This is a genomic window from Longispora albida DSM 44784 (assembly GCF_000379825.1).
GTDB lineage: Bacteria > Actinomycetota > Actinomycetes > Mycobacteriales > Micromonosporaceae > Longispora > Longispora albida.
The window spans coordinates 1-17656 of sequence record NZ_KB903818.1; the positions used below are offsets into that span (position 1 = coordinate 1).

Sequence of the window (17656 nt, forward strand, 5' to 3'; positions counted from 1 at the left end):
AGTTCAGCACCGCAACCGACATGGGCGTCTACTTCTGCGACCCCGCCAGCCCCTGGCAGCGAGGATCCAACGAGAACACGAACGGCCTGCTCCGCCAGTACTTCCCCAAGGGCACCGACCTGACCTGCCACACCGCCGAGGACCTGGCCGCCGTCGCAGCCGAACTCAACAGCCGCCCACGCAAAACGCTCGGCTGGGAGACCCCAGCCGAGCGCCTCGCTACGCTTCTAGCAACTGCCAGTTGACCAACCCGTGTTGCGACGACTCCTGGAATTCGCCTACACGGGGGGCGGGGCTTCCGCGCACACTGATGATCATGTGATGGTGCAGGTCACAGGTAAACCCTTCGCGTTCTGTCACACCCCGGCGGCAGACTCGCCTCATGCTCCGCTCCCCCCTCAGCCTGCTCCGTTCCACCCTCCCCGCCCGGCGGGAAGCGCGCAGGATGCTGCTCGGCACGCTGCTGTCCACCGTGGCCCGTGGCCTCACCCTGCCGTTCCTCTTCGTCTACCTGAATGAGGTCCGCGGGCTGTCCGCCACGACCGTGAGCTTCGCCGTGGGCTGGATGGGCGTGCTCACCCTGCTGCTCGCCCCGATCGGCGGCACGCTGATCGACCGGTTCGGCGCGCGCAAGGTGCTGCTGCCCGGTTTCCTGATCGAGGCTGTCGGCACGGGGTCGATCGCGCTGGTCACCGAGCCGTGGCACGCGGTGCTGTCGATGACGGGCGTGGCGCTCGGCGGTGCGGTGCTGTGGTCGGCCGGCAGCACGGTGATGACCAGCCTGACGAGCGAGGGGGAGCGGCAGAAGACGTTCGGGCTGAACTTCACCCTGATCAACCTGGGGATCGGCATCGGCGGCCTGGTCTCCGGTTTCATCGTGGACACCGCGCGCCCCGGCACGTTCGAGCTGGTCTACCTGCTCAGCGGCATCGGCAACCTGGTCCCGATGTTCATCCTGCTGTCCATGCCGCACGTGGGGCACCGGATCGCCAAGGAGGAAGAGGTCAAGGAGTCCGGCGGGTACCTCACGGTGCTGCGGGACCGGCCGTTCCGTCGGCTGATCGTGCTGAGCCTGGTGCTGTCGGTCTGCGGGTACGCGCAGATGGAGATCGGCTTCACGGCCTTCGCCACCAAGGTGTCCGACGTGACGCCGGGCGTGATCGGCGCTTCCTTCGCGGCGAACTCGCTGACCATCGTGACCGTCCAGCTGTTCGTGCTGCGCTGGCTGGAGGGGAAGAGCCGGGCGCTGGGCCTGGCAGGTACCGGCCTGTTGTTCACCGCGTCCTGGGTGGTGCTCGGCGCGACCGGGTTGTCGGCCCCGGCCACCACGGTCGCGATGGCTGGCGTGCTGGCCTGCATGGTCATCTTCTCGCTCGGCGAGACCATGATGTCCCCCGTGATGCCGGCCCTGACGAACGCGCTGGCGAAGCCGGAGCTGCGCGGGCGGTACAACGCGATGGGCTCGATGGTCTTCGGGGTGAGCGGCATCGTCGGCCCGGTGACCGCCGGTCCGCTGATCGGCAACGGGCACGGCGGGGTCTGGGTGGCGCTGGTGATCGGTGGTTCGCTGCTCGCCTCCCTGCTGGCGGTGTCGCTGCGCCGCCTGCTGTCCGACGAGCAGGACGGCCGCCGTGCTCAGGACAGTTCCCCGGAGGGACTGGCTACAGTCGGCGCATGACACGACGCGAGGCGCGCGTCCGGGCTCCGCAGCTGCGGGGCCGGGGCTGGCTGAACACCGGTGGTAAGGAGCTCGGCCTCGCCGACCTCCGCGGCAAGATCGTCCTGCTGGACTTCTGGACGTTCTGCTGCATCAACTGCCTGCACGTCCTGGACGAGCTGCGCCCGCTGGAGGAGAAGTACGCCGACGTGCTCGCCGTGATCGGCGTGCACTCCCCGAAGTTCGAGCACGAGAAGGATCCGGAGGCGCTGGCGGCCGCGACCGAGCGGTACGGTGTCGCGCATCCCGTCCTCGACGACCCCGAGCTGGTCACCTGGCAGAACTACGCTGCCCGGGCCTGGCCGACGCTGGCCGTTGTCGACCCCGAGGGGTACCTGGTCGCGTCGATGGCCGGTGAGGGCCACGCCGAGGGGCTGGACCGGCTGCTGGCCGAGCTGGTCGCCGAGCACGAGGAGAAGGGCACCCTCCACCGGGGTACCGGCCCGTACGTTGCCCCGCCAGCCCCGGAGACCGCGCTGCGCTTCCCGGGCAAGGTGATCGAGCTGCCCGCCTCGCGTACCGGCAGGGAGGCAGCCACGCTGCTCGTCTCCGACTCCGCCAGCCACTCTCTCGTGGAGCTGGCCGCCGACGGGGAGACCGTGCTCCGGCGGATCGGTTCCGGGCAGCGCGGGCGGCTCGACGCGCCTGTGCAGTTCAACGAGCCGCAGGGCCTGTGCCTGCTGCCGGAGCACGAGGCGGGCATCGCTGGCTTCGACGTCGTCGTCGCCGACACGGTGAACCACCTGCTCCGTGGCGTACGGCTGGCTGACGGTGCCGTGACCACCATCGCCGGTACGGGACGGCAGTGGCGGGGCACGCTCGACTACCACGCCCACGACGCCCGGTCCGCCGACCTGTCGTCGCCGTGGGACGTGGCCTGGTACGAGGGCAAGGTCGTCATCGCGATGGCCGGCACGCACACCCTGTGGTGGTACGACCCGGTGAAGCGGACGGCCGGCTGCTACGCGGGTACCACTGTGGAGGCTCTGCGGGACGGCGCGCTCGACCAGGCGTGGTTCGCCCAGCCGTCAGGCCTGTCGGTGAGCCCGGACGGGCGGCGGCTGTGGCTGGCGGACTCGGAGACGTCCGCGCTCCGGTACATCGAGGGCGGCGTGCTGCACACCGCCGTCGGGCAGGGGCTCTTCGACTTCGGGCACGTGGACGGGCCTGCCGCCGAGGCGCTCTTCCAGCATCCGCTCGGCGTGGCCGCGCTGCCGGACGGCACGGTGGCCGTGGCCGACACGTACAACGGCGCGGTCCGGCAGTACGACCCGGTGTCGGGGACGGTCCGCACGCTCGCCGTCGACCTGGCGGAGCCGAGCGATGTGCTCCTTCTCGGTGACGAGCTGGTCGTGGTCGAGTCGGCCGCGCACCGGCTGGTCCGGCCGCTGGTCGGCGGGCTGGAGGTGTCCGGCTCCCGGCTGAGGGTCGAGCGCCCGGTCACCGAGCTGGCCCCGGGCGAGGTGGAGCTGCGGATCGTGTTCGAGCCGGCTCCCGGCCAGAAGCTCGACGAGACCTATGGCCCGTCGACCCGCCTCGACGTCTCCGCCTCACCGACTGAGCTGCTGCTGGAGGGCAGCGGCGTCACGACGGACCTGACCCGCCGGCTCGTCCTCGCAGAGGGCACCGGCGTGCTCCAGGTGGTCGCCCAGGCCGCGACCTGCGATGCCGAGGCGGAGAACCCGGCCTGCCACCTGACCCGCCAGGACTGGGGCGTCCCGATCAGCGTGGCCCCGGGAGGCGCGACGACGCTCACCCTGGTACTAAGGGGCCTTGATTAAGATCTTGATCTTGATCTGAGGCGAGGTGGGTCGGCACACGTTGCGGGAGAAACCTACGGTTCCGTAACCTGGCAAGGTGACGACGACCCAGGTCAGTGGGCAGCGTGAGCTGTACATCTTCCCCAAGCCGCGAGCCCGTGGCTGGCTGCACGTCTATGCGTTCGGCGTGGCGATCGTGTGCGGGATCGTGCTGTCCTCGCTGGCCGCCGCGCGGCCGGGCTGGGCGCCGTTCGTGTCCACTGTGATCTACTGCGTCACGATCTGCGGGCTGTTCGGGGTCAGCGCGCTCTATCACCGCCGCTGGTGGACACACCGGGGCTGGAAGATGATGCGCCGGCTCGACCACTCCATGATCTTCGTGTTCATCGCCGGCACGTACACGCCGTTCAGTGTGCTGCTGCTCCCGGCGGACACCGCGAAGGTGATCCTGTCGGTCGTCTGGGGCGGTGCCCTGGGCGGCGTGGCGCTGAAGATGGCCTGGCCGAACTCGCCGCGCTGGCTGGCCGTCCCGTTGTACATCGCGCTCGGCTGGGTGGCGGTGTTCGCGCTGCCGGCGTTCCTGACGGCCGGCGGGGTGACCCTGCTCGTGCTGCTCGCGGTGGGCGGCGTGGCCTACAGCGTCGGCGGCGTGCTGTACGCGGTGAAGCGGCCGAACCCGTGGCCGGAGACCTTCGGGCACCACGAGTTCTTCCACGCGTGCACCCTTGTGGCCGCGCTCTGCCACTACATCGCCGTCTACTTCGCCCTGTACGCCTAGGCTGGAGGGCATGACGCGCCTGCTCGTCCTCCTCCGGCACGCGAAGGCCGAAGAGCCGTACAACGGCCAGCCGGACAAACAGCGCCCGCTGACGGCCAGGGGCCTGGCCGACGCCACGGCGGCCGGTGCGTGGCTGGCGAGCCAGGATCTCGTACCGGAGCTGGTGCTCTGCTCAGCCGCCCGCCGGACGAAGCAGACCTGGGAGCAGGCCTCGGCGGCGTTGCCCGGGGCCGGCGAGGTCCGGCATCTCGACGAGCTGTACGGCGCGGGCCCGCTGGAGCTGCTGGAGCTCGTCCGGGCCGCCGATCCCCGGATCGGCACGCTTCTCGTGGTCGGGCACAACCCGACGATGGAGCTGATGGCGGCGCTGCTGGACCCGGAGCGGGGCGGCCGGATGAAGACCGCCCAGCTCAGCGTGCACTCCCAGGCTGGTACGTGGGACGGGCTCGCCGCGCGTTCCGCTCCGCAGGTCGCCTCGCACGTGGCGCGAGGGTAGGGACTGCTCAGCCCATCGACTTCTGGCCGTCGAGGGCCTCACGGATGATGTCGGCGTGCCCCGCGTGCTGCGAGATCTCGGCGATCAGGTGCAGGATGGTCCGCCGCGCCGACCAGCGGGCACCGGGCTCGAACCACGGCGCCGCCGGGAGCGGCTGCGAGGCGTCCAGGTCCGTCGTCGCGATGATCTCGTCGGTGCGCCGGGCGACCTCCTCGTACCAGGACAGCATGCCTTCCAGGCTCTCGCCGTCGAGCAGCTGGAACTGGAGTGCCCAGGACGCGTAGTCCGGCTCGCCGGTCTCCGGGCCCTCGAGGATGAAGCGGACCCAGTCCAGCTCGCCGTGGATCACGTGCTTGACCAGGCCGGCCAGGGTCAGCTCGCTGACGGTCGTGCGGCGGGTGGCCTGCTCGTCGGTGAGGCCCTGCACGGTGTGCCGGAGGAAGTGCCGGTGCTTGTTGATCGTCTCCAGCAGGTCGGCGCGCTCGACGCTGAGGGTAGCCCGGGTGAGGGTGGCGGTGGCGGTCATGACGGCCTTCTTTCTGTCCGGCTCGGCTTGATGACCTCACGCTATCGGCCATTCCGGCCAGTTCCTGACCTCAATCCGGCCGCGGGTGCGAAAAAGCCCGGACCGTTTCCGATCCGGGCTTCCTCTTCGGTACCTGTGTCAGTGACCTTGACCGCCGGCACCTGGTCCGTGACCTGCTGGCAGGGCCTAGAAGGCGTCCTCCGGCAGGTCCATCAGGTCGAGGTTCGCGTTCTCGATGATCTTGCGGTCGCCGGTCAGGCGGGGCAGGATCTCGCGGGCGAAGAACCGGGCCGCGGCGACCTTGCCCAGGTAGAAGGCGTCGTCCGGGGTCTCGGTGAGCTTGACCAGCGCGATCTCGGCCTGCCGCTGGAGCAGCCAGCCGACGATGAGGTCACCGACGGCCAGGAGTACCCGGCGGGAGTGCAGGCCGACCTTGTACAGCTCGCGGGCGTCCTCACGGGAGCCGGCCAGGTACGAGCCGACCACCGCGACCATGCCCTGCACGTCACCGGCGGCCTTGGCCAGGGCGGCGCGCTCTTCCTTGAGCTGGCCGTTGGCGGCGGCTGCTTCCAGGTACGCCTGGATCTCGCCGGCCACGGTGGCCAGGGCGACGCCGCCGTCCTTGACGACCTTGCGGAAGATCAGGTCGAGGGACTGGATGGCGGTGGTGCCCTCGTACAGGGTGTCGATCTTCGAGTCGCGGACGTACTGCTCCAGGGGGTAGTCCTGGAGGAAGCCGGAGCCGCCGAAGATCTGGAGCGACTCGTGGCCGAGCAGCTCGTAGGCCCGCTCGGAGCCGCAGCCCTTGACCAGCGGGAGGAGGAGGTCGTTGACCCGGGCGGCCAGCTCGGCTGCCTCGGCGTCGCCGGTCTCCTCGGCCAGCTTGGCCTTGTCCTGCCACTGCGCGGTGTAGAAGACCAGGGCGCGCAGGCCCTCGGCGTACGCCTTCTGCATCATCAGCGAGCGGCGGACGTCGGGGTGGTTGGTGATGACGACCCGCGGCGCGTCCTTGGCCGGGTTGGTCAGGTCAGCACCCTGGACACGCTGCTTGGCGTAGTCGAGGGCGTTGAGGTAACCCGACGACAGGGTCGCGATGGCCTTGGTGCCGACCATCATGCGGGCGTACTCGATGATGAGGAACATCTGGCGGATGCCGTCGTGGATCTCGCCCATCAGCCAGCCCTTGGCCGGGATGGTCTCGCCGAGGGTGAGCTCGCAGGTCGTGGAGACCTTGAGGCCCATCTTGTGCTCGACGTTGGTCACGAAGGCACCGTTGCGCTCGCCCAGCTCGCCGGTGGCCGGGTCGAACTGGTACTTCGGCACGACGAACAGCGACAGGCCCTTGGTACCCGGGCCGCCCTTGCCCTCCACGCCGACCGGGCGGGCCAGGACGTAGTGGATGATGTTGTCGGTCAGGTCGTGCTCACCGGACGTGATGAACCGCTTCACGCCCTCCAGGTGCCACGAGCCGTCGGGCTGCTGGTAGGCCTTCGTCCGGCCGGCGCCGACATCCGAGCCGGCGTCGGGCTCGGTGAGGACCATCGTGGCGCCCCACTGCTTCTCGACGAAGAGCTTGGCCCACTCCTTCTGCTCGTCCGTGCCCTCGCGGAAGAGGGTGTGGGCGAAGCTCGGGCCGGCCGCGTACATCCAGATCGCCGGGTTGGAACCCAGGACCAGCTCGGCGAGCGCCCACCACAGCGAGCGCGGGGCGCTGGTGCCGCCCAGGCCCTCGGGCAGGTCGAGCCGCCAGAACTCGGAGTCCATCATGGCCTTGAAGGACTTCTTGAAGGACTCCGGCAGCTTCGCGGAGTGGGTCGCCGGGTCGTAGACCGGCGGGTTGCGGTCGCCGTCGGTGAAGCTGGCCGCGAGGTCCTCGCGAGCCAGGCGGTCCACCTCGGACAGGATGCTGTGTGCCGTGTCCTTGTCCAGGTCGGCGTAGGGGCCGGTCCCGAGCACGTCGCCCAGGCCGAACACGTCGAAGAGGTTGAACTCGAGGTCTCGCAAGTTGCTCTTGTAATGCGTCATTGGGCCGCGCTCCCGGGACATCGAAATCTTGTTACCTGCCGGTAACTTAAGTATATTACCTGGGAGTAGGTCGTGCCTGGGGCTTTCGGATGTGATGCAGGTCATATTTTAAGCTGCCCAGTGACGGTAAGCCGACACACCGTCACCCATTGACATCGGTGCTCGTTTGGAACTGCAAACGCTAAGACTGAGGTCGATCGGGAGGGCGCGATGTTGACCAGCCTGCTGCGCATTCTGACCGGGCGCTACCGCTATATCGGACGGCACCGGTCCACGCTGTAGTACTTGTACGGGGGACCTGTAGTTCCAGCCTCACCCCTCGCCGCCGGGCGTCACCCGGCGGCGAGTTCCATTTTCCGGGCATCAGCTTTCTTTCCGGAAATCCGATCAGGTGTACGTAGCATGGCCGTGAAGCCATGCCAGGCCTGACGGAGGAGACCCGATGAGCAAGGCGAGGACCAAGGACACCCGGCCGGCCGAGGCGCACGTCGCCGACAGCCACGACCTGATCCGGGTGCACGGGGCGCGCGAGAACAACCTCAAGGACGTCAGTATCGAGCTGCCGAAGCGGCGGCTGACCGTGTTCACCGGGGTGTCCGGCTCCGGGAAGAGCTCACTGGTGTTCGGCACGATCGCCGCGGAGTCGCAGCGGCTGATCAACGAGACGTACAGCGCGTTCGTGCAGGGGTTCATGCCGACGTTGTCGCGGCCGGAGGTGGACGTCCTCGAAGGACTGACGACGGCGATCATCGTCGACCAGGAGCGGATGGGTGCCAACCCGCGCTCGACGGTCGGTACGGCGACGGATGCGAACGCGATGCTGCGGATCCTGTTCAGCAGGCTCGGGACGCCGCACATCGGCTCGCCGAACGCCTACTCGTTCAACGTGCCGTCCGTGCGGGCCAGTGGTTCCGTGACGGTCGAGAAGAGCTCGGGGAAGAAGGCCGAGAAGGTCACCTTCAACCGGCTCGGCGGCATGTGCCCGCGGTGCGAGGGCCGGGGCTCGGTCAACGACATCGACCTGACCCAGCTGTACGACGACAGCAAGTCGCTGAACGAGGGGGCGCTGACGATCCCCGGGTACAGCATGGACGGCTGGTACGGGCGGATCTTCAGCGGTTGCGGGTTCTTCGACCCGGACAAGCCGATCCGCAGGTTCACCAAGAAGGAACTGCACGACCTGCTGTACAAGGAGCCGACGAAGATCAAGGTCGACGGGATCAACCTGACATACGAGGGCCTGATCCCGAAGCTGCAGAAGTCGATGCTGTCGAAGGACATCGACGCGCTCCAGCCGCACATCCGGGCCTTCGTCGAGCGGGTGGCCACGTTCACGACCTGCCCGGAGTGCGAGGGTACCCGGCTGACGGAGGCGGCCAGGTCCTCGAAGATCAAGGGTGTCAGCATCGCGGACGCCTGTGCCATGCAGATCAGTGACCTGGCGGCGTGGGTGGGCGGGCTCAAGGAGCCGTCCGTGGCGCCGCTGCTGGAGGCGTTGAAGGCGACGCTGGACTCGTTCGTGGAGATCGGCCTGGGGTACCTGTCGCTGAGCCGCCCCTCCGGCACGCTGTCCGGCGGCGAGGCGCAGCGGACGAAGATGATCCGGCACCTCGGGTCCTCGCTGACCGACACGACGTACGTGTTCGACGAGCCGACGATCGGGCTCCACCCGCACGACATCCAGCGCATGAACGACCTGCTGCTCCGGCTGCGCGACAAGGGCAACACGGTGCTGGTGGTCGAGCACAAGCCCGAGATGATCGCGATCGCCGACCACGTGGTCGACCTCGGCCCGGGTGCCGGTACGGCCGGCGGGACGGTCTGCTTCGAGGGCACAGTGGACGGTCTGCGCGGCAGCAGGACCGTCACCGGGCGCCACCTCGACGACCGGTCGGTGGTGAAGGAGAAGGTCCGGACCCCGGACGGCAGCCTCCAGATCCGTGGCGCGAAGTCCAACAACCTCCAGGACGTGGACGTCGACATCCCGCTCGGCGTGCTGGTGGTCGTGACCGGTGTCGCCGGGTCGGGGAAGAGTTCCCTGATCCACAGCTCGATCCCGGCCGGCGCGGGTGTCGTGTCGATCGACCAGAGCGGCATCCGGGGCTCGCGGCGAAGCAACCCGGCGACCTACACGGGCCTGCTGGAGCCGATCCGTAAGGCCTTCGCGAAGGCCAACGGCGTGAAGCCCGCCCTGTTCAGCGCGAACTCGGAGGGCGCGTGCCCCGGCTGCAACGGGGCCGGCGTGATCTACACCGACCTCGGCATGATGGCCGGGGTCACCAGCACGTGCGAGGAGTGCGAGGGCAAGCGCTTCGACGCCTCGGTGCTGGAGTACCACCTGGGCGGCAAGGACATCAGCGAGGTACTGGCCATGCCGGTCACCGAGGCGCTGGAGTTCTTCAAGGACGGCGAGGCCAGGACCCCGGCCGCGCACACCATCCTCGGCAGGCTCGCCGACGTCGGGCTCGGGTACATCAGCCTGGGGCAGCCGCTCACGACGCTGTCCGGCGGCGAGCGGCAGCGGCTCAAGCTGGCGACGGAGATGGCGGAGAAGGGCGGGGTCTACGTCCTCGACGAGCCGACGGCCGGGCTGCACCTGGCCGACGTCGAGCAGCTGCTCGGGCTGCTCGACCGGCTGGTCGACTCCGGCAAGTCGGTGATCGTGATCGAGCACCACCAGGCGGTCATGGCGCACGCCGACTGGATCATCGACCTCGGGCCGGGGGCCGGGCACGACGGCGGGCGGGTCGTCTTCGAGGGGACTCCGGCCGACCTGGTCGCCGGGCGCTCGACACTGACGGGCAAGCACCTGGCGGAGTACGTCGGGGACTAGTTCTCCCCGACGGCCCAGGACGGGGTGGCCGGCTCGACCGGCGGGCGGGTAGCGGTGTACTCGAGCAGCACCATGGCGATGTCGTCATCGAGTACACCGTGGACCCAGTCGAGCAGGGCGCTCTCCAGCGAGGCCAGGCCGTCGCCGACCGTGCCGTGCCCGAGCAGGCCCCAGGCGCGCTCCTGGATCGGGAAGAACTCGCCGGCCCGGCGGGCCTCGGTCAGGCCGTCGGTGTAGAGCAGCAGCCGGTCACCGGGCTCCAGGCGTTCCACCCGGGGCGGCGGGGTCGGCATGAAGCCCAGCGGCGGGGCCGGGGCTGGCGGGTCGAGCGGGATGACCTTGCCCCGGCGGAGCAGCAGCGGCGGCGGGTGGCCGCAGTTGACCACGGTCAGCGTCCCGCCCCGCTCCTCGATCACGGCCGCGGTGACGAAGTCCTCGTAGCCGACGGAGCGCGACACCGCCCGGTCGAGGTCGGCGACGACGGCCCGCAGGTCGGCGCGCTCGTAGGCCACGTGCCGGTACGAGCCGAGGACGCCGCTGGCGAGGCGGACGGCTTCGAGGCCCTTGCCGCGCACGTCGCCGATCAGCAGGCGGGTGCCGTAGGGGGTGTCGAGAGCCTCGTACAGGTCACCGCCGATGTCGGCCTCGGCGCTGGCGGAGACGTACCGGCCGGCGATCGCCAGGTTGCCGGCCTGCCCGCCGATCGGGCGCAGCACGGCCTGCTGGGCCACCGAGGCCAGGTGCGTGAGGGTCGCGAGGTGTTCGAGCTGGTGGCTGCGGAGCTTGGCGACCCCGATCGCGATGGCGGTACTGGCCGCCACAGCGACCAGCTGGAGCACGATCGCGAGGGTCCAGCCGTCGGAGTGGGCGAACGCGAACGCCAGCCCGGCCAGGATGCTCGTGGCGCCAGCGCACAGCACCGAGCGCCACGGCACGAAGGCCGCCGCCAGGAGTGGCGGGAGGGCGAGCAGGCCGAGATAGTTCGGCCGCCCGCCACCGTCGGCGATCTCCAGCCCGATGATCAGAAAAAGCAGCACAAACGCCGCACCCAGACCGGCACGTGACTCCGGTCTGGGTGTACGACGGCGCTGTTGCTGGGCCATGACCTCTCCGGGGCGATGACGACTGTCTCAGCATGCCTCGCGGAAGCGGGCACCGGGAGAGCTTTCCGGTCAGACCCGTCCGCCGTTCAGCCCAAAATCTCCCACTTGGCGGCCTTGATGACACCCTGAGATGCCGGCGCGATGGCCTGGAAGGCCCCCGCGGAGAGGTCGAGGCACCGGCTGCCGGAGTACGGGCCGCGGTCGTTGATGCGGACGATCACCGACTTGCCGTTGGCGGGGTTGGTCACCCGGACCTGGGTACCGAACTTGAGCGTCCGGTGCGCCGCGGTCATCGCGCTCGCGTTGAAGATCTCGCCGCTGGCGGTGCGCTGGCCGTCGAAGCCGTCGCCGTTGCCGTAGTTGGAGATCTCGCAGACCCCGGCGCCGGTCACATTGGACGGTACCGGCGCGGCGGGCTTGGTGGTCTTCGGCGGTGCCGGGGGCCTCGTGGTGGCCGGCGGCGGAGGCGGCGTCGTGGGAGCCGCTGACGGGCTGGCGCTCGGCGACGCGGAGGGCGAGGGGGAAGCCGAGGGGCTGGCCGACGGCGAGGGGCTGGCGCTCGGCCGTACCGCGCGGTCGGCGCGGTCGGAGACATCCCGGGTGAGGGAGGTGTTCCTGGTGTCCGGGGCGCTCAACTGGACCGAGGCGTAACCGACGCCGGCCAGGATGCCGAGGACAGCTGCTCCGGCGATGATCGGGATCTTCCGCGACCGGGCTGCCGGTGCCCTGTGGGTGGCCGGTCCGCTGATCGCGCCAGCCGCACTGTCGTGACTATCGGGTGTTGCGGGAGTTTCTTCGGGGGTAGCGTCTTCTACGGCTTGGTTGCCGGACAAGAGCGAACCCTTTCTCTAGGCGACAGGACAGGCTGGTGCCGGCAGGGCAGGCACGGGCCAACGGGGACCGTAGGCAGACGGGACCCAGATACTCAACTCGGATTGCCATGATTTGGTAGCGATGTCGGGTTATTCAGTCGACTGAGCCCCCTGACGCCTCGGATGATCGGCCCAAAATTTACTACTTATGGTTGTCTTTAGTGCACAATCTGCAACGTGCGGGAAAGACGGCTGTACAGGACCTTCGCGGTTACCGGTGCTTCTGCGCTTCTTCTCACCGGGGTCTCCGCCTCGGCTGCCGAGGACGGGGGCGGCCCGCTGGCGCGGTACAACATCGATGTCGCCCGGACCACTGCGGACGGTGCGGCGATCGCGGTGCCGGACTCCAGCGGACGCGGTCATGACCTGTGGGTGAAGACCTCCGGCGGCGGGGAGCTGACCGTGCTGCGCGACGGCGGCCGCCCCAGGCTCCGCTTCCCAGACCCCTGCGACGACCAGGAGGAGGACTGCCCGCACGCCATCCTCCAGGGCGCGAACGCCGCGGAACTCAATCCCGGTTCGGAACGGCTGCGCTACGGCGCGACGGTCCGGATGACGGAGGACGAGACGTCGGAGGGTTCCAACATCCTGCAGAAGGGTTACTCGATGCAGGGAAGCCAGTACAAGCTTCAGGTCGACGGCGCGGAGGGCAAGCCGAGTTGCGTCCTCGTCGGGCACGGCCCGATCTGGCTCGTGCTGTCGCGGGCCGGTATCGCGGACGGCGCATGGCACACCGTGGAATGCGCACGTGACGGCCGCGTCCTGACCATCAGCGTGGACGGCAGGGAAACGGGCCGGATCGCCGTGCCGTCGAGCCTCTCCATCGAGAACAACGAGCCCCTGCGCCTGGGCGGCAAGGGCACAGCCCCGAACAACGACCAGTATTTCGGCGAGCTGTCCGAGGCGTTCGTCGCTATCGGGTAGTCAGCTTCCGGTGCTCCAGGTCCGCCAGCTGCGGTAAGAACGCGAAGGCGTCGGGCCGCGCTGGCCCTGGTAGCGGGAGCCGTAGACCTCGGAGCCGTACGGGTGCTCGGCCGGCGAGGACAGCCGGAAGATGCACAGCTGGCCGATCTTCATGCCCGGCCAGAGCTTGATCGGCAGGTTCGCGACGTTCGACAGCTCCAGGGTCACGTGACCGGAGAAGCCCGGGTCGATGAAGCCGGCCGTCGAGTGGGTGAGCAGGCCCAGCCGGCCGAGGCTCGACTTGCCCTCCAGCCGCCCGGCCAGGTCGTCGGGCAGCGTGACCGTCTCCAGCGTGCTGGCCAGCACGAACTCGCCCGGGTGCAGCACGAACGGCTTCCCGTCCTCCACCTCGACCAGCTCGGTCAGCTCGTCCTGCTGGATCGCCGGGTCGATGTGGGTGTACTTGTGGTTGTTGAACACCCGGAACAGGCGGTCCAGCCGCACGTCGATGCTCGACGGCTGGACGAGGGCCGGCTCGAACGGATCAAGGCCCAGGCGGCCCGACTTGAGCTCGGATACCAGGTCGCGGTCGGAGAGCAGCATGGCAGTCAGGGTAGCCCGCCCTGATGGTCGAACACGTGTTCGATATGATGCCGGGATGGCAACGTGGTCCCAGTTCGCCGAGTCCGAGCCGCTGCTGGCCGCTTCGATCCAGGCGCTGATGCATCAGTACGGGCCGGGGATGGCCTATCTCGCCACCGTCCGCCCCGACGGCGGCCCCCGGCTGCACCCCGTCTCCCCGGTCATCGCCGGCGACGGGCTGTACTGCTTTCTCGTCGACTCCCCGAAACGCCGCGACCTCGAACGCGACGGGCGCTACGCCCTGCACAGCTACCCCTCGGAGGAGGTCGACGACGAGGCGTACCTGACGGGGCTCGCGATCCCCGTCCCGCCCGGGCCCGAGCGCGACCGGATCGCCGCGGCGTATTCGGCGGCGCCCCAGGCCGGCTGGAAGCTGTTCGAGTTCACTGTCGAGACTGCGATGCACGCCCGGTACCAGCGGGGGTGGCCGCCGGAGTACCAGACGTGGCGGGTGCCGGCCGGCATGGTCGTGGCGGATCGGGTACAGTAGAGCCCGCTTGGCGTATGTTCTTCGGCGCCGTTCGCGGGTGTAGCTCAATGGTAGAGTTTCTGCTTCCCAAGCAGACGGCGCGGGTTCGATTCCCGTCACCCGCTCTTCCGCTCGAAACGTGAGAACCGGTCCTGGTCAGGGCCGGTTTTTTTATTTGCGTACCCATCCGCCGTCGCTGATCGTGAGCTGCGGCTCCAGCCACGGCAGGTAGCGGTACTCCAGAGCGAGCTTCGCGGCGCGGGCTGTGCGCGGCCAGCCGGCCCGGCTCACGGGCTCACCGGTCACGTGGTCGGGGTGGTCGTAGCAGACGGTGTGGACGCGCCGAAGGCTGGGCATCGCCTGGAAAAGGTGCACGACCGCGCGGAAGTGGTACCAGCGGAGGATCGCCGTCGCCGTCGTGGGCGCACCGAGGCGGGCTGCGATCAGCGGGGCGGCGAACAGCGCATTGTCCACAGTGTTCTGTGAGCGGTCCTCGATGACGAGGTCAGTGTCGGGTACTCCGGCTTCGCGGAGCGCGGCGGCGTGCGCCCGAGCCTCGTTGTGCCCGGCCAGCGTCCGGCTCTCGCCTCCAGTGAGGACGATGGCCGGGACGAGACCCGAGTGGTAGAGCCGGGCGGCGTGCACGACCGGGTCCGCCTGCCGGTTACCGAAGACGATCGCGAAGTCGGCCGGGCCCTCGGCTGGGGTCGCAGCGTCGAGGGCCCGCGTGATGGCAGCGTCAGTGGTCACGTCACCGGCTGCGTGACAGAAGCTCGGCGAGGCCGTTCGGGTACAGCGGGAGGTGCGGGCCGAAGGAACTCAGCGGCTTCCACGAGACCGGTGAGCCGTCGTCGGACACGACACCGACCTCGTCCCGCTCGTACAGCGACGCGTCGGCGAGGCGGCAGCCGAACACGAAGACGACCTCGTGGCCTTCCACGCCGTCCCGGTCGAAGATGTTCTCCAGGACGCCGAGCAGCGTGACGTCGGCCAGCTCGGCGCCGATCTCCTCGTTCAGCTCACGGTGCACGGCCTCCAGCGCCGTCTCGCCGTACTCGATGCCACCGCCGAGGGGACGGCAGAAGGTGTGGCCGTTGCTCCGGTACGAGTACTGGAAGACCAGCACGTCCTCGCCGCGCATGGGCACGGCGAGGGCGACCGGGCGAATCCTGCTCAGCTTCATGCCGGGCTCATGGACGGGCCGACAACGGCGTTGAGTACGTCATCCAAGGTCACTATCCCCAGTGGACTGCCGGCGTCACCCACCAGCACGATGTGCCGGTGATCCCGGCGCATCGACAAGAGTAGGTCGGCGAGCGTCCGCGTGGGGGGCACCGTGGGCAGCGGGCGGAGCATCGGCGGCTGAGACGTACCGAGGACGTCCTTGACGTGCACGAAACCGAGCACCCGCCCGCCGTCCACCACCGGGAAGCGCGAGCGCCTGGCCCGGGTGGCCAGAGCCTCCAGCTCGGCGGCTGTGATGCCGGGGCGGACGGTGACGACCTGCGACCAGGTACGCATCGCGTCGGCTGCGGTCCGCTGGTGCAGGGCCAGCGCGCCGGTGATCCGGGCGTGTTCCTCCTCGTCGAGCAGGCCCTCTGTCCGTGACTCGGCGACCAGGCCAGCCAGTTCCTCAGCGGTGTAGATCGTCTTCACCTCGTCGGTGGTCTCGATCCGCCACAGCCGCAGCACCTGCTTCGCCGCCCATTTCAGCGCGATCAGCAGCGGCTTGAACGCCGTGCAGAACGCCAGCATCGGCGGCCCCAGCCACAGCACGGCCTGCTCCGGCCCGGCGAGCGTGATGTTCTTCGGCACCATCTCGCCCAGCACCGTGTGCAGGAAGACGATCACGGCGAGCGCGATGATCAGCGCGACCGGATGCACCATCGCCCCGGGCAGCTTCGCCGCCTCGAACACCGGCTCCAGCAGGTGCGCCAGCGCCGGCTCCGCGATGGCGCCCAGGCCGAGAGAGCAGATGGTGATACCGAGCTGAGCGCCCGCGATCATCAGCGGGAGCTGACGCATCGCGGCGAGCGCGCCCCTGGCCCGGCGTGACTCGGCGGCCAGCGGCTCGATGAGCGTGGCCCGCGAGGCGATCAGCGCGAACTCCGCGCCGACGAAGAACGCGTTGCCGAGCAGCAGCACGATCGTGACCAGCAGGCTCATGACTCGGCGTCCTCGTCGGCGGACGGCGGGGCAACGACCTTGACCTGCTCGATCCGGTGCTTGTCCATGTCGGTGACCGTGAACTCCCAGCCCTCGTGCTCGACCCGCTCGCCGACCTCCGGGATGTGGCCGAGCTGGGCGAGCAGGAAACCGGCCAGGGTCTCGTACGGGCCCTCCGGCAGCGTGAAGCCGGTCTGCTCCAGCACCTCGTCCTCGCGGAGCACGCCGGAGACGGTCTCACTGACGACCGGGGCGGCCAGCTCGCGGCGGTCGTGCTCGTCGACGATCTCGCCGACCAGTTCCTCCACGAGGTCCTCGATGGTGACGACACCGTCGGTGCCGCCGTACTCGTCGATGACGATCGCGAGGTCGGAACCGCCGCGCCGCAGGGCTTCCAGCACGTTGTCGAGGTCGAGGGACTCCGGGACGAAGACGGGCTCCTTGGCGACGGCCCGGACCCGCACGCGTACCCGTTCGTCCGGGTCCACGGACAGCGCGTCGTTGACCGTGGCCACCCCGATCACCTGGTCGAGGGTGTCCACATAGATCGGGAAACGGCTGCGGCCCGTCTCCCGTACCAGCTTGATCAGGTCTGCGACCCTCGCGTCGGCGGGCAGGGCCACGACGTCGACGCGGGGCGTCATCGCCTCGGCCGCGCGCTTGTCGCCGAACCGGATCGTCCGGCGCAGCAGCGCTGCCGTCTCGGCGTCCATCGCGCCGGCCTTCGCCGACATGGCTGCCAGCAGGCCCAGCTCCTCGGGAGAGCGCGCGCTGGCCAGTTCTTCCTGGGGCTCGATGCCGAGCCGGCGGACCAGCCAGTTCGCCGAGCCGTTCAGCAGCTTGATCAGCCAGCCGAAGAACGTGGAGAACGCGCGCTGCCCGTTGGCAGTGGCCCGCGCGATCGGCATCGGCCTGGCCAGCGCGGCGTTCTTCGGCACGAGCTCGCCGAACAGCATCGAGAACAGGGTCGCGATGCCCAGGGCGACACCTGTCGCGAAGCCCTCGCTCTTGATGACCGGGGCCAGCAGGCTCGCGATGGCGGGCTTGGCCAGATACCCGCTGAGCAGTGCCGTCAGCGTGATGCCGAGCTGGGCGCCAGACAGCTGGAACGACAGGGTGCGCAGGGCTTTCTGGACGGTACCCGACCGGCGGTCACCGGCGGCCACCTGCTGATCGATGGCGGCCCGGTCCACGGTGACCAGGGAGAACTCCGCGGCGACAAAAAAGGCAGAAGCAGCCGTCAGCAGCACGAACACCGCCAACGGCAATAGATCACTCACTGTGATAATCACCCCTCGGCCGCCCATCTTACTGGGCTGGCTGGGGTTGGACGGGCTGGCTGGGCTAGCTGGGGTTGGATGGGCTG

The 17656-nt window shown here is 69.4% G+C and carries 18 protein-coding genes and 1 tRNA gene; 10 read left to right on the plus strand and 9 right to left on the minus strand.

The genetic code is table 11. The features are described from left to right. The 5 genes from A3G1_RS0110855 to A3G1_RS0110875 all read left to right on the plus strand — a co-directional run. On the plus strand, window positions 1–245 hold a 245-nt coding region (locus tag A3G1_RS0110855), incomplete at its 5' end, for an IS30 family transposase (protein WP_018349499.1). 137 nt (window positions 246–382) lie between these two features. After that, on the plus strand, window positions 383–1678 hold the full coding sequence (locus A3G1_RS34265; protein WP_245563476.1) for an MFS transporter: 1296 nt from the start codon (window positions 383–385) through the stop codon (window positions 1676–1678). Beyond that, on the plus strand, window positions 1675–3498 hold the full coding sequence (locus A3G1_RS0110865) for an NHL domain-containing thioredoxin family protein (RefSeq protein ID WP_018349501.1): 1824 nt from the start codon (window positions 1675–1677) through the stop codon (window positions 3496–3498). Before A3G1_RS34265 ends, A3G1_RS0110865 begins: the two co-directional genes overlap by 4 nt. Before the next feature lie 76 nt (window positions 3499–3574). Then, entirely contained in the window at window positions 3575–4255 is a 681-nt protein-coding gene (trhA, locus tag A3G1_RS0110870; protein WP_018349502.1) for a PAQR family membrane homeostasis protein TrhA, read from the plus strand. Between the two features lie 10 nt (window positions 4256–4265). Further along, window positions 4266–4751 (plus strand): SixA phosphatase family protein, encoded by a 486-nt coding sequence (locus A3G1_RS0110875; protein WP_018349503.1) that lies wholly within the window; start codon window positions 4266–4268, stop codon window positions 4749–4751. Between the two features lie 7 nt (window positions 4752–4758). Here A3G1_RS0110875 and A3G1_RS0110880 read toward each other — a convergent pair whose 3' ends face one another. Both A3G1_RS0110880 and A3G1_RS0110885 read right to left on the minus strand, forming a co-directional pair. Then, the gene (locus tag A3G1_RS0110880) at window positions 4759–5277 is read right to left on the minus strand and encodes a DinB family protein (protein WP_018349504.1); all 519 of its coding nucleotides are present in this window, start codon (window positions 5275–5277) and stop codon (window positions 4759–4761) included. Window positions 5278–5463: 186 nt separating this feature from the next. Next, entirely contained in the window at window positions 5464–7302 is a 1839-nt protein-coding gene (locus tag A3G1_RS0110885) for an acyl-CoA dehydrogenase (RefSeq protein WP_018349505.1), read from the minus strand. 442 nt (window positions 7303–7744) lie between these two features. Here A3G1_RS0110885 and A3G1_RS0110890 point away from each other — a divergent pair, with 442 nt between their 5' ends. Continuing rightward, window positions 7745–10135, plus strand: a complete 2391-nt coding sequence (locus tag A3G1_RS0110890; RefSeq protein WP_018349506.1) for an ATP-binding cassette domain-containing protein — start codon at window positions 7745–7747, stop codon at window positions 10133–10135. Here A3G1_RS0110890 and A3G1_RS0110895 read toward each other — a convergent pair. Both A3G1_RS0110895 and A3G1_RS41725 read right to left on the minus strand, forming a co-directional pair. Beyond that, entirely contained in the window at window positions 10132–11238 is a 1107-nt protein-coding gene (locus A3G1_RS0110895; RefSeq protein ID WP_026212017.1) for a PP2C family protein-serine/threonine phosphatase, read from the minus strand. The two genes, A3G1_RS0110890 and A3G1_RS0110895, sit on opposite strands and share 4 nt — an antisense overlap. Before the next feature lie 86 nt (window positions 11239–11324). Then, a complete protein-coding gene (locus tag A3G1_RS41725) occupies window positions 11325–11630 on the minus strand; it encodes a septal ring lytic transglycosylase RlpA family protein (protein ID WP_018349508.1) in 306 nt (101 codons plus the stop codon). An 82-nt stretch (window positions 11631–11712) separates the two neighbouring features. Between A3G1_RS41725 and A3G1_RS41730 the strand changes: the two genes are divergently transcribed. Then, entirely contained in the window at window positions 11713–11889 is a 177-nt protein-coding gene (locus A3G1_RS41730) for a hypothetical protein (protein ID WP_245563477.1), read from the plus strand. Window positions 11890–12287: 398 nt separating this feature from the next. Next, window positions 12288–13034, plus strand: a complete 747-nt coding sequence (locus A3G1_RS34270; protein WP_018349510.1) for a laminin G domain-containing protein — start codon at window positions 12288–12290, stop codon at window positions 13032–13034. Here the strand turns inward: A3G1_RS34270 and dcd are convergent, their stop codons facing one another. Beyond that, on the minus strand, window positions 13035–13616 hold the full coding sequence (gene dcd, locus A3G1_RS0110915) for a dCTP deaminase (RefSeq protein ID WP_018349511.1): 582 nt from the start codon (window positions 13614–13616) through the stop codon (window positions 13035–13037). It lies immediately after the preceding gene. 55 nt (window positions 13617–13671) lie between these two features. Between dcd and A3G1_RS0110920 the strand changes: the two genes are divergently transcribed. Together A3G1_RS0110920 and A3G1_RS0110925 are read left to right on the plus strand one after the other, a co-directional pair. After that, window positions 13672–14145 (plus strand): pyridoxamine 5'-phosphate oxidase family protein, encoded by a 474-nt coding sequence (locus tag A3G1_RS0110920; protein WP_018349512.1) that lies wholly within the window; start codon window positions 13672–13674, stop codon window positions 14143–14145. A 33-nt stretch (window positions 14146–14178) separates the two neighbouring features. Beyond that, a tRNA-Gly gene (locus tag A3G1_RS0110925) sits at window positions 14179–14249 on the plus strand. Window positions 14250–14295: 46 nt separating this feature from the next. Here the strand turns inward: A3G1_RS0110925 and A3G1_RS38420 are convergent. The 4 genes from A3G1_RS38420 to A3G1_RS0110945 are packed head-to-tail and all read right to left on the minus strand — an operon-like array spanning window position 14296 to window position 17597. Continuing rightward, a complete protein-coding gene (locus tag A3G1_RS38420; protein WP_018349513.1) occupies window positions 14296–14874 on the minus strand; it encodes a YdcF family protein in 579 nt (192 codons plus the stop codon). A gap of 1 nt (window position 14875) precedes the next feature. After that, window positions 14876–15307, minus strand: a complete 432-nt coding sequence (locus A3G1_RS0110935; RefSeq protein WP_018349514.1) for an NUDIX hydrolase — start codon at window positions 15305–15307, stop codon at window positions 14876–14878. Continuing rightward, the gene (locus A3G1_RS0110940; RefSeq protein ID WP_018349515.1) at window positions 15304–16290 is read right to left on the minus strand and encodes a hemolysin family protein; all 987 of its coding nucleotides are present in this window, start codon (window positions 16288–16290) and stop codon (window positions 15304–15306) included. Before A3G1_RS0110940 ends, A3G1_RS0110935 begins: the two co-directional genes overlap by 4 nt. Further along, window positions 16287–17597 carry a hemolysin family protein gene (locus A3G1_RS0110945; protein ID WP_211216281.1) on the minus strand — a complete coding sequence of 437 codons (1311 nt, stop codon included), beginning with the start codon at window positions 17595–17597 and terminating at the stop codon, window positions 16287–16289. Before A3G1_RS0110945 ends, A3G1_RS0110940 begins: the two co-directional genes overlap by 4 nt. Window positions 17598–17656 lie beyond the last annotated feature (59 nt).